At 60.2% G+C, this 11618-nt stretch carries 7 protein-coding genes and 1 pseudogene; 4 read left to right on the top strand and 4 right to left on the bottom strand.

The window, feature by feature from the left end; genetic code table 11:
• The first annotated feature begins 91 nt into the window (after positions 1 to 91).
• The 3 genes from VGN46_RS13935 (at position 92) to VGN46_RS20370 (ending at position 1624) form a co-directional block, all read left to right on the top strand.
• Positions 92 to 745 (top strand): hypothetical protein, encoded by a 654-nt coding sequence (locus VGN46_RS13935; RefSeq protein WP_331644318.1) that lies wholly within the window; start codon positions 92 to 94, stop codon positions 743 to 745.
• Positions 746 to 822: 77 nt separating this feature from the next.
• Complete coding sequence (locus VGN46_RS13930) at positions 823 to 1281, top strand: hypothetical protein (RefSeq protein ID WP_331644317.1); 459 nt, start codon at positions 823 to 825, stop codon at positions 1279 to 1281.
• A 16-nt stretch (positions 1282 to 1297) separates the two neighbouring features.
• Positions 1298 to 1624 carry a barstar family protein gene (locus VGN46_RS20370; RefSeq protein WP_414675258.1) on the top strand — a complete coding sequence of 109 codons (327 nt, stop codon included), beginning with the start codon at positions 1298 to 1300 and terminating at the stop codon, positions 1622 to 1624.
• A gap of 68 nt (positions 1625 to 1692) precedes the next feature.
• On the opposite strand, the pseudogene VGN46_RS13925 reads toward VGN46_RS20370, so the two are convergent.
• The 4 genes and pseudogenes from VGN46_RS13925 to VGN46_RS13910 form a co-directional block, all read right to left on the bottom strand.
• Positions 1693 to 2160 (bottom strand): annotated as a pseudogene (locus VGN46_RS13925) (integrase core domain-containing protein); the annotation flags it as partial.
• Positions 2161 to 2266: 106 nt separating this feature from the next.
• Positions 2267 to 4180, bottom strand: coding sequence for a glycoside hydrolase family 76 protein (locus VGN46_RS13920; protein ID WP_331644316.1), 1914 nt, complete (start codon positions 4178 to 4180; stop codon positions 2267 to 2269).
• Positions 4181 to 4432: 252 nt separating this feature from the next.
• Positions 4433 to 7504 (bottom strand): autotransporter outer membrane beta-barrel domain-containing protein, encoded by a 3072-nt coding sequence (locus tag VGN46_RS13915; protein WP_331644315.1) that lies wholly within the window; start codon positions 7502 to 7504, stop codon positions 4433 to 4435.
• A gap of 69 nt (positions 7505 to 7573) precedes the next feature.
• A complete protein-coding gene (locus VGN46_RS13910; RefSeq protein WP_331644314.1) occupies positions 7574 to 8941 on the bottom strand; it encodes a glycoside hydrolase family 28 protein in 1368 nt (455 codons plus the stop codon).
• Between the two features lie 427 nt (positions 8942 to 9368).
• Here VGN46_RS13910 and VGN46_RS13905 point away from each other — a divergent pair, with 427 nt between their 5' ends.
• Complete coding sequence (locus VGN46_RS13905) at positions 9369 to 11555, top strand: TonB-dependent siderophore receptor (RefSeq protein WP_331644313.1); 2187 nt, start codon at positions 9369 to 9371, stop codon at positions 11553 to 11555.
• The last annotated feature ends 63 nt before the right edge of the window (positions 11556 to 11618 follow it).

Here is an 11618-nt window from a genome sequence, read left to right as displayed (position 1 = left end):
CGATGGCTTCACGAGGACGGGAAGTGACGTCATTTCGTACTATCAGGGACTGCAGATCGCGCCAAATTTGGTGAATGGTGCGTTTGATGTCGTGAACGTGGCCAAGAGTTTGGTTGGATTCATTGTGTCAGCGGGATTTGTAGGTTTATTTTCTGATATAGAGTCGAGCTTGCCCAAATGCGAATCATGGCTTGAAGATGCCATTGAGTCGAATGAGAATTTTGGGATGGCGCCAAAGTTTCATTTGTATCAGCTGCGAGAGGCAAGGGCGGTAGCGAGCTGGCTTTCTACCGGTCGCATCGAGGAAGCTCTCTGGCAAGAGACACTAGATGGCGAGATATCTGCTGTTCGTGAAACCAATGCATACTGTCAGGGTGACCTAAGGACGTTGAGACTGGATCAGCTTATTCCAGTAGCTATGTTGGCTAACGCGCCGTCCATTGCGGTCAGGGAGTACGAGGCCAGCCATAGCGCGGTCCCAGTTAAGAGCGGGACGTCTGTTTCGCCCCGCAAGTACGGATATGCCGTGGCTAGGGCATGGAGTCGTGATGGGGATGGCGATAGTCGCGAAGAGTTGTTTGCTTGGGGTAAGCAGGTGTTACGGGATGATCTGGATGATTGGTTGTCGCGTGGCCAGTACATCATCGCTGCAAAATGGGTGTGCTTCGTGTACGCCCTACTGGGCGGGGAGACGTCTGCCCCCGCTGCGTTGATTTCTGCGTTGGATAACCTAAAGAGTAGTTAGGCTAACTTCCAAGCCAGCTTTGGAGGGTAGTGTGTGCTAATCGAAAGTAAGTTCGCTTCGGTAAGGGTATGTCAGTAATGAGGAGGCATCCAACATCTCGTAAGCAGCGCCAGATTGCACTGCTGGTAATCGGCGGCCTTGCCGCGTCACTGATATGGATCCCGGCGTTGATCAGCTCGGAAGCAGAGCCTGGCGAGTGGTGGGGCTTGCTAGCGTTCTTCTGCATCGGTGTCGGCGTTACTGCGTTCATCGGCCTGCCACTTCTATATATCGTAGACCTGTGGTTTAACTTCATTGGCCGCTACATAGTTGGTGGTGCGCTATATGGTCTTGTCTTCTGGATACTTATGGATGCCCCGATCTTTCCGAAGGACTGGAATAAGTTGGTAACGCGGTGGTTCTGGTTAGATCACGCCCCACGGCGGGTTGCCATATTCGTGGCCTTCGGAATCATTGTTGGCACTCTCTACACTGCCATTCTGTTCATTATTGGCAAGGTAGTTGAAATGAAGCGCGCTACCCGGTCAAGGGAATAAGTGGCGAACCTGGGCGATGAACATCATTGTTTGTCGACTCCCCGATTGGAAGCTGGAAATGAATGTAGTTCTCGATGGCTCAAAGATCACTTCGTCGGATGACTTCTACCGGCAGTTGGCGGCTGGGCTGGACCTACACTCGTACGGAAGAAACTTAGATGCACTGTGGGACCTCTTGAGCGCAAGCGTTGAGCGGCCGTTGAGCATTTCGTGGGTGGATTCTGAGCGATCCAGGGATGTGCTGCGGGAAGAATTCCAGGCGATTGTGGCAGTGTTGGATAGGGTGGTTGAGTTTGATAGGGCTGCCCGATGGCCGGACAAATTTCATTACACGTTGCTTTAGACGCGATCTTTGATACGGATCTCTCGACGTCCCCCCACCTTCAGTAGTGTCCGATTTGGAGCCCAGAATTACTGTAACTGTTTCGCGTAGGCAGCGGGCGTCAGCCCGCCTAGTGCTCTTTTCGGTCGCTCCTCGTTGTATTCACGGCGCCAGTTTTCGATCTCCGTTCGGGCGTGCAGAAGGCTGGGAAACCAGTGTTCGTTGAGGCATTCGTCGCGCAGTCGCCCGTTGAATGACTCGATGTAGGCGTTCTGGTTCGGCTTCCCCGGCTCGATAACTCTTAGTTGCACCCCGCGTTCGTGCGCCTAGGCGACCATGGCCTTGCCACAGAACTCCTTTCCGTTGTCACTACGAATCACCCTTGGCAGACCGCGCGTTCCGGCCAGGCGGTCCATGACGCGCGTTACGCCTACACCCGAAATGGCCCGCTCGATTTCGATGGCGACGGCCTCATGCGTCGCGTCGTCGACGATCGTCAGGCATTTGATAACGCGCCCTTCGGCGGTGCGGTCAAACACAAAATCGATGGACCAAACGTGGGTATTGACACGCAAGAGCGCCGAAGTCAGCGAAAGAAGGATCTCGAATGCACGGGATTACACTCCCGCCCGTGACAAGCACAGGCGGGAGCGCAACCATCCGTTACTGCGTAATATTCGCAGTCACATGATAAACCCGCCCACCCCAACCATCGTTGGGAAACGAATCCGACACCTTCAGATAAACCGGCTTCGACCCATCCGCCGCAGCCTTCAGGAACGGCGTCAGATCCACAGTCCGGTCTTCCTTATTCGACCCATCAGTAATTGGCCGTGTCTCTTCCAACACGGTCGTCCACGTCTGGTTATCCGAACTGGCCTGGACCATGAACTCTGCATCGATCGTCAGCGTGACAGTCGCAGCCTTCGTATCGCCCGGGAACGGAAACCGATACGTAAAGTGCGCATTACCATCAGCGAAACGATTCTGCACGCCGTTGCTCTGCGAGCCATCGGGATCGAACAACCACGGATTTTCATCCACCGTCCCCGTATCAAAGTCGATGGCATGAGCGATGAGCACATCAGCCTGCGTCGTGAAGCGCAGCCCGGCCGCGGTCAGGTTTACGGCGACCATGTGGTGGCCGTCGCTTGCCGAGCTCGGCACAGTGATCTTGAGCGGCAGGGTCTTGCTTACCGGGCTGGCATTGCCACGCGGCTGCAGGGGCAGCAGCGAAGCACGCGGCGTGGCGGACCAGCCCGCCGGCACATCCACTGACGTCAGGGTGAGCAACGGGATGTAACCCGTGGCCGACGCGCTAAGCGTGACAGGAAGGGTCGTGGTGCCGGTGGCAGCGGGCATAACCACCGGTTGGGCCGGGGACAGGGTGCCTGCCAGCGAGGTGATCGGCGTGAAGGTCGGCACATCGCCGATCAGGGCGCTGAGCGCACTGGCCTGCGTGCGCCAGTCGAACACATTGGGGTGATCGTCGCTGGTCGCACCAGACCAACGCGTACCCAGTCGCCCGGCGGCGTCGCGGTCGTTGTTCCAGATGCCTTCGGCCTGTTGCGAGAGGAAGTCGGCATACCGTGTGTCGTGCGTCGTATCGACCAGGTCAGTCCAGTAGCGCATGAAGATGCCCTTGAACTGCTTGCCGTTGTCGTCGCAGGTCTGGTCAGTGGCGTCGCAGATTTCCGTCAGCGTGCCGTTGGTGACCAGGGCGTTCGGGCCGATGGCAGCATCCGCGAGGCGTTTCACCGCGGCGAGGACCTTCGGATCGCGCGTGGCGCGGTACAGCTCGAGTCCACCACCGATGGCGAGGCCCTGGTTGTAACTCCACACGTTCTGGCCGTTGTTGGTGCAGGCGTTGGTGAGGCCATCGTTGACCAAGCCATTGGCATTCACCATGCCGCTGCCCTGGAACCAGTTCCAGGCCGTGCGTGAACGGCCCAGCCACAGCGTATCGCCGTGGATACGGTTATGCAGCTCGGCAGTGAGCCGGATCCACAGGCCGTTGGTGATGGCGTTCTTATAGGTCCGCTCTCCATCCCACCAAACGCCACCACCGCAGGTGCTCGTATCCCAATAGCCATTCACGTAGTTGGCGATAGTCACCGCCATGTTGAGGTACTTGGGATTACCGGTTAGGTCATAAGCCTGAATCCAGGTGAGACCCCACCATTCGGAATCGTCGATCGCCCGGCTGGTGAAGTTACCCAGTAGCGGATCGCCGGACAGCACACCGGCCGGAAAGACGCCCTTGTCCTTCTCGAAGGTGTTGTCCAACTGGCCGAGATAACGGCGGTCACCGGTCCGCTGCATGTAATCGCCGATGGTTTGCAGGGCCACCGCCGAATTCCACCAGCTGGAAGGGAACCAGGCCTTGTTGGGTTCATACGAACTCATCAGGACATCCGCGGCCACCCGGGCGCGGGCCATGGCGACGGGGCCATCAGTGAAGGCGTTGGCTGGGTGGGCTTGTTGGGCCGCGGCGGCGGGGAAGGCGGCCGCCAGGGCCGTCAGGCTGGCGACAGCCAGCAGCGTTTTCACGCGCATGCGTAATGCACCGAGCTTCATGAGTAGAAGCACTCCTTTGGGATACCCACGATAGGGCTAGAGGTAGCACCTCCTCCCCGCCACTCCCCGGCCGAACCGCGGGCGATGACCCGACCTGGCACAGCGCGCGCACGAACGCATTTAAACGTCTAAATTTCCCCATTTAGATCGTGCGAATTCGCGGAGTGTCGCAGGGTTGGCGGTTCGATATGTGAGAACTGCGTCAACGCGTGAGGTCGCCGCCACCCCGAGTCGGCAGGGCCGGGTGGTTTATCAGATGGCCACACGGAGTCCCGCAGTCGCACGCCAGCCTTTGGCGAGCCGATCGCCAGACGTGCGGGCACCTTCGACGAAGCCGCTCACCCGACGGGAGACAGCGACGCGCGCGCCGAGTGCGGCTTCAAGGGCCGTCGTGTGTCTGGGCTGCAGATCGAGGGGCAGGGTCCCGCCCTCATACGAGGCCTCTAGTTGCATGCCATCGTCCGCGCGATGCACAACCGACAGGCGGCCGTAGACATCTGCCATGGCGGCGTGGGGTAGCGGAACGCCTTTGCCAAACCACACGCCGGCACGCGATGACATCGAAGCGAATCGCGCGCGTCGAAAACGAACACCGTTGCTTGCATTGTAGGTAGCGCCGGAAACGGTACCGTAGGCAAGTTGCACCTGGGGTTCGATATAGCCGCTCTCCGTCGTTCCGAGGCGATATCCTGCCGTCACCGCAGCGCTTGCGGCATGACTTCCCAATCCGCCGCGAATGACTTCGCCAGTCGAACTGACGGATCGATAGGTAGAAGCGGCACGACCGAAGCGGACGTTGGCATCAAGAAAATAGCCCTGGTTGGAGAGCCATGTGTCGTAAAGGCCCAGGGCATGATCGTGTTGATGTGCTCGTCCCTCATTCAGGACGGCATCGGATTCCGCATGGGAATACACCAACCCCGAGAGGTTGCTGCCTTGATCCGTCTCCCAGGCCGTGTCGAGCCCGACGTTCCGCGTAGTCCAGGGCCGGCGATGGGCCTGGTCGTCACCCGCCGAGCCCGCACTATTTCCCTGTGAGCCATCCATCCAGACACCGTTGACGTGGCTGATGTCGTTTCGGAATGCGTCGGCGCGTCGAGCCAGGGTCTGGTCATCGATAAGCCACAGGTCGCTAGTCATCGCGGCAGCTTCTCCCGCCGCCAGCACGCTGTTGGCCGGCCGGATGGCGGAGGAGGGTATGCCGGCGGTGTTCGCGCTATGTGGAGGTGTCTGGTCGGTGGTCACGTCATTCGTCGTGGGCGACGTCGGGGCCTGCGGCTGACCGTCGCCAAAGATTTGCAGTCCGGTCAGAAGCACACGCCGCTGATCCGCGCTCAACGCGACTTGCGGCGCGTAGTTGAACTGCACCAAGGCATTCTCATAGCTGCTCGTCCACTGGCTGGAAGCGCCCTGGATCGCCCCGAGGCGGGCCGCTTCGTCGGGGAGGCCGCTGGCGTCGAGGATGGTGACAGGGGCGGAGGCGGGAATGACTACGCCCGTCTTGAGCGTCGACGCATTGACCCAGCGGGTATCGTCGAGGGCCGGATCGTACGCAATCTTGACACTTGCCTTACCTGATACCTGGAGTGCCGATACGCCGGGACCCAGGACGATGCGATCGGCTACGCCGCCACGCACGTCGCTGAGCAAGGTGAAAATCGCGCCGTCGCCCAGCGCTACGGTCGTGTGACTGGTCGCGGCGCTGCCGATTTCCAGTGTGCGAAACGCGTGAGAAGGAATCGCGCCAGGGAGAAAGGTCCCCCAGGCCGATGCGAGATCGATGCCACCGCCACTGCCTATATGAAGCGTGCCATTGCCGAAGTCGTTGGCCACCACGCCTGTGCCGGTGGGCACCCAGGTCGCACCGTTCAGGAACGTCAGTGAGGTGTCGCCCGTGGTCTGTGCTGATGCGGTGCCGGCCAACCCGGAATCGGTGGCGGATAGCACCCTTCCTTTAAAGGACGAATCGAGGGTGTCCAGCAAGACATGAGTCGTGGCGGTCTGGACAACGTTGTTTGCACCGGCCGTATCGATAGTAACCAGATCACCAACCAACGCGACACGACCCGCGCCCGTACTGTTGATGTCTACCCGCGCGTTGCTGTCACTTTGGGCAGTATTCGCGAGGACGATCGTCTTGCCGTCGCCATCCGTTGTCGCGCTCGCGACCAGTCCACCGGCGAAAGTAACTTGACCGCCGGTTTGGTTGATGGCGAATGTATTGCAGTGGTCACAGTGGGTATGCGCATCCAGGGTCACCAGGGACGTGGGGTCAACAAAGTTCAGCACCCCGGTATTGATGATGCCGTAGGCCTCGGTCGCCGCGTGGACCGATGCCGTGACGTTCTTCGCAAAGGTCATGGACGAGCCCATGCCATACGTGTTGCTGATGGCCGCCGGCAAACCAAAAGGGGTGTAGCCGGTACCGTTGTTGACCTGGATATCGACGTTGCCACCCAGGTTCATGGTGGCTGTTCGGTAGGTATTGGCGATGCCAAAAGACGATCGAGGACCGGTCGCCGTGATAGCAGCGTCACCTGTGACGGAAAGGCGGCCCTGATTACGGATGCCAAAGACCGTGGAACCATTCGAGGTTGCCGTGAGATCGAGCGCGCCATCGACCGTGAGGCGGGTGTTTACGTTGTCGTTGTAGATTCCGTGCACATTGTCGCTGGGATAGATTCCCAACGAGGACACGGTCAGTCCGCCATTGAAGAGCATGTTGCTGCGGCCACCGCCCGAGTTATACACCCCGGCCGTGTTTTCGCCGCGCGCCGCCACGTTGACCGTCGTGTGCCCGTTGAAGGTGAGAACCCCCTGGTAGGACCATATTCCCTGGGAATAGCCGGGGGTCTGGGTCCGGATCGTCGTTTGCCCATTGAAGGTGGCGGTGCCTTGGTAGACACGGAGCCCAATCGACGAACTCGTGGGGACGGCATCATCGGACTCGGCTGCGATCGAGGTAGCCCCATTGACTGTCAGCTCGCTCTGTTCAACATCCACACCAAGCGCGACGCCCCATGCGCCAACAGCGGCTCGTTTCGCGGAGATGCTGAGTTGTCCGGAGCCATCACCCACCTGCATGAGAAGCGGATTCACCACCCCGATCAGCCGAACGCCACTGATATCCTGCGGTAACGTGGTCGATGCGGTGACCGTGTCGCCACTATTGAATCGATAAACGAGACGGCCCTGGCTGTCCTGAGTCGCGCTGTATGCGGTGTCGTCGGTTAGCGAGCCGGTGATGGTCTGCGTGAAATCGCGCGCCGACGAAAGACCGGGCGCCGCGCTGGCACCAAGCGCCGTCCAGATGGATGCGGCCATCAGGCGCCGGGCGCGTAAGTCGGTGGACTGCCTTCTCATTTTTTCACCCCTGGGATGCCCTTGCCGAACTTAGATCTGGGCAGGGATGCGGATTTCTTCAGGGCACTGGATCGTCGGTCCGTTGTCCTTCATCAGGATGACCTGGCCGCTTTCACCCACGGTGGTGTTGGCTACGCTGCTTGACCCGAGTTGCAACTCGCCGAACGTTACCTTGAACTTGCTTCCGCCAGTGATCCGCGTATTGGTCATGCGAATGCCGAGATTGTCAGTGGTTGGGCGCCCCATTTCGTCAGCACTCACGCCCTGAATCGCACCTTGCGATTTCGTCGCGGTGGCGATCACGTTATCGATGGTGATATTCGAAATGATCGGTGCCGGGCCGCCCTTTCCGGAAGCGTAGGCATAGGTGAACAGAAACGGTTGACCCACATGGGTCATGCAGGTGTCCGAATAGTCGATGTCGTTGGTCGCCCCACTGTCCTTCTTGGTGAGGTCGGTTTTGATCCGGTAACCGTAGTCCGTGCCGTTGAAGAGAATGTTGTTTACGATCACTCCCGAGACACCTGGGTCGGCCAGCGTGTGGCCCGCGGCCTCCTGGCCGCCGATTGAAATGCCGTGGCCGCCGCCCACGACGCAATGGGTCACGGCGACGTTCGCGGTCGGGGGACCGCCCGCATTGGATTTGATGGCGATATCGTCGTCGCCCGTGTCCAGGACGCAGTTCTGGATGGTCGCGACATGGGTGCCGATGATGTCGATGGCATCGGTATTGGGCGCCAGGTTGTCCCCGCTGCTGTTCCTGGCAGGATTGGCATAGATCCATACACCATCAATAGTGACGTCACTGGACCCCGATTCGATGACGAGCTGTTCTTTCGGCGAGTTCCGGATAATCAGCGCGTTCGTCGTATCGTTCGAGGGGCTGGGGAAGGTCACCAGCGACTGCGGCGCCCCGGTGTCCGTGAAGTTCGCCCCGATGTTGATATGGGACCCACTGATCGCAATCAGCTTGGGCCGCTCCGTGTTGTCCTGCCCCACGGCAGACGCCCAGTATGCGGATCCATCGCCATCAATGGCACCGGTTCCGGTAATCGTTACGTTACTCACCTTCTTGCCGACCAGGACGGCACTGTTCGGCGAGAGGCCTGTGCTGCCCTGAAGTGTGAATCCCTTCGCCAGTTTGATGACGACGTTGTTAGCCAAGTTGACGCTGGTGATCACAGCGGTAGCGATGCCATTGTTCGCGTGCAGGTCGACAAGCCCGCCGCCGGCGGCGGAGCATTGGTTGATCGCTGCCTGGAGGCTGGTGGTGTTGGCCTTGGCGGAACTGCTCCACTGGGGCACGCACGTGGCCGCTTGCACGGTGGCCTGAAACACCAAGCTCCCGAGGAGGGCAGTGCAGGCCCGGCTGACGATTTTTCGATTCGAACGTTTCATGAGGGCGCCCCTGTGCTGTCCTGAATGTCGCAGGAGGGTAGGCACGGATTCGCCAGAGGGGGACCCCGCGGGAGGACAGCTAGCTGTCCGGATGAGCCACAGGAGAGAAAATGAGATGCGTGCACTACCCCTGGACAAGAGCCCGCCGCCCCCTTGTAGGAGCGCGCTTGCGCGCGATGACTCTTGCGACAAGCCCCATCGCGCGCAAGCGCGCTCCTACAAAAGACCCGTCGCGGAGGCACTGGGCGTTTGCATACGACATCTGCAAAAACCAGGTCGAGCACCGCAATGCACAAGAATGTTCTCAACCTGTTAAGATAGCGGTCCAGATCGATGAGCCAGCCTCCAGGCAAGCCCTAGTCGTGATTCAGACACGGGCGCCTGCATTGGGGCGTCCAGGGTTTCTCTAGCCTTGGGGTTTTTCAGCATGACTCATCGTATGCACGGGCGTCCGCGCCTTTCGCTTCTCTGCCTTGCGCTTGCCGCCGCGTTGCCTGCCATGGTGCACGCCCAGTCCGGCCCGAACGCTGACGACGCCGATAAGGATGATAAGGCGAAGAAGGCCACCACCCTCGACACCGTGAACGTCCAGGGCCAGGCCGTCTCGACCTACACGACGGACCAGTCGTCTTCGACGACGCGCCTTCCGCTAACCCTGCAGGACACGCCACAGTCGATCAGTGTGTTCACCGAGCAGCGGATCAAGGACCAGAACCTGACGAACGTGCGCGCGGTGCTGGACAACACCACGGGCGTATTTTCGACGGCGTACGACTCGGAACGTGTGGTGTTCTGGTCGCGCGGCTTCCAGGTCGAGAATATGTCGTACGACGGCGTCCCCATCGCTTCGAGCCTGAATATCAGTTCGGCCGACTCCTCGCTGGATCCGTCGATTTATGAGCGCATTGAAATCATCCGCGGCGCGACCGGCTTGCTGAGCGGTGCCGGCAGCCCCTCCGCGAATATCAACTTCGTGCGTAAGCATGCTGATAGCCGTACCCCGGAAGCCGACGTGTCGGTGAGCTATGGCTCGTGGAACACGCAGCGTGAAACCGTCGATGCGTCGACGCCGTTGAATGCATCGGGAAGCATCCGCGGACGCTTCGTCGCCGCGCATGAAGACGGCGATTCTTACATCGATCGATACCACAATCAGAAGAACGTGGCCTACGGCGTGATCGACGCCGACCTCGACGAGAACACGACGCTGAGCGTCGGCTATGACTGGCAGAAGACCCGGCCGACCGGTGTCACCTGGGGCTCGTACCCGGTGCTCTACCAGGACGGCGGCTTCATCCAGTGGCCACGCGGTTTCTCCTCAGCGGCTGACTGGACGCACTGGAACAATACGACGCAGACCGCCTTCGCCGACCTCAAGCACAGCTTCGACAACGGCTGGCAGCTGCATGCGCTGGCCAGCCATCGCAAGACCGATGCCGATTCGTCGCTGTTCTACGTCTACGGCGCGCCAGACCGCGAGACGGGCGAGGGCCTGATACCGTACGCCTACAAGAGCTTCCAGCGCGGCAGCCAAAACAACCTCGACCTGTTTGCTTCGGGCCCGTTCCAGGCCTGGGGCCGCGAGCATGAGCTCGTCGTGGGCCTCAGTGATTCGCACTACCGCACGGATTACTTCGAATACCCGCACGGCGATTTCCTTCCGGATATCGGGAACTTCCTTGAGTGGAACGGCAGCTACCCGTATCCCGACTTCTCGTCGACGGCCCAGCGCGTATCCATTGCGCGCACGGAGCAGAGCGGTGCCTATGCGGCGGCGCGCCTGCAGCTGGCTGATCCGCTGAAGCTCATCGTCGGCGCACGTTATTCACGCTGGAAGAACGACACGAACGACAGCACCGCCGGCATTTATCACGAGACCGCCAGCAAGACCATTCCGTACGCAGGCCTGATCTATGACATCACGCCCAACTACTCGGCCTTCGCGAGTTACACGCAGATCTTCGATCCGCAGAACAACCGAAAGCAGGACGGCAGCTTCCTCGAACCCGTGCTGGGCACGAGCCGTGAAGTCGGCATCAAGGGTCGGCATTTCGATGGCGCCCTGAATACCTCGCTGGTGTTCTTCGAGACGAAGCAAGACCACGTGGCGGATGCCTTGCCCGGTGTATACCTGCCCGATGGCATCACCCAGGCCTATCGCTCGGTCGATGGCACCACGTCACGCGGTTACGAGTTTGAAGCCTCGGGCGCGTTGTCGGGTCACTGGAACGGTACGTTCGGCTGGTCGCATTTCAACGTCAAGGCGCCGGAAGGCGGTGCGCTGCGTCCGTCGCTGCCGCGCACGCTGGTCCGCATGTTCACGACCTACACGCTGCCTGGCGAGTGGAGCGGCCTGACCGTGGGCGGTGGCGTGAACTGGCAGGGGCCATCGAAGGCCGATATCGATGATGGCTACGGCGTGGTCCGCCTGTACCAGTCGTCGCAGACGCTGGTCAACGCGATGGCACGCTACGCCTTCAACGACCATGCGTCGGTACAGTTCAACGGCGATAACCTGCTCAACCGCAAGTACTTCGTGCTGGACGATTACAGCAACCTGTACTACGCGCCGGGTGCCACCTGGACGGTCTCGTTCAACTACAAGTTCTTCTAAGTCCCGTGTGTAGGAGCGCGCTTGCGCGCGATGGGGTGCGGTAACCCCCATCGCGCGCAAGCG

Source organism: Luteibacter sp. (genome assembly GCF_036500425.1).
In the GTDB taxonomy this organism is placed as follows: Bacteria; Pseudomonadota; Gammaproteobacteria; order Xanthomonadales; family Rhodanobacteraceae; genus Luteibacter.
The sequence above is the reverse complement of the archived record's forward strand: the minus strand, read 5'-3'. Positions and strand labels throughout refer to the sequence as shown.

Excerpts from the sequence above, each read along its gene's own strand:
- VGN46_RS13930 (WP_331644317.1), top strand. The coding sequence starts at position 823 with ATGAGGAGGCATCCAACATCTCGTAAGCAGCGCCAGATTGCACTGCTG.
- VGN46_RS20370 (WP_414675258.1), top strand. The coding sequence starts at position 1,298 with ATGAACATCATTGTTTGTCGACTCCCCGATTGGAAGCTGGAAATGAAT.
- VGN46_RS13920 (WP_331644316.1), bottom strand. The coding sequence starts at position 4,180 with ATGAAGCTCGGTGCATTACGCATGCGCGTGAAAACGCTGCTGGCTGTC.
- VGN46_RS13915 (WP_331644315.1), bottom strand. The coding sequence starts at position 7,504 with ATGGCCGCATCCATCTGGACGGCGCTTGGTGCCAGCGCGGCGCCCGGT.
- VGN46_RS13910 (WP_331644314.1), bottom strand. The coding sequence starts at position 8,941 with ATGAAACGTTCGAATCGAAAAATCGTCAGCCGGGCCTGCACTGCCCTC.
- VGN46_RS13905 (WP_331644313.1), top strand. The coding sequence starts at position 9,369 with ATGACTCATCGTATGCACGGGCGTCCGCGCCTTTCGCTTCTCTGCCTT.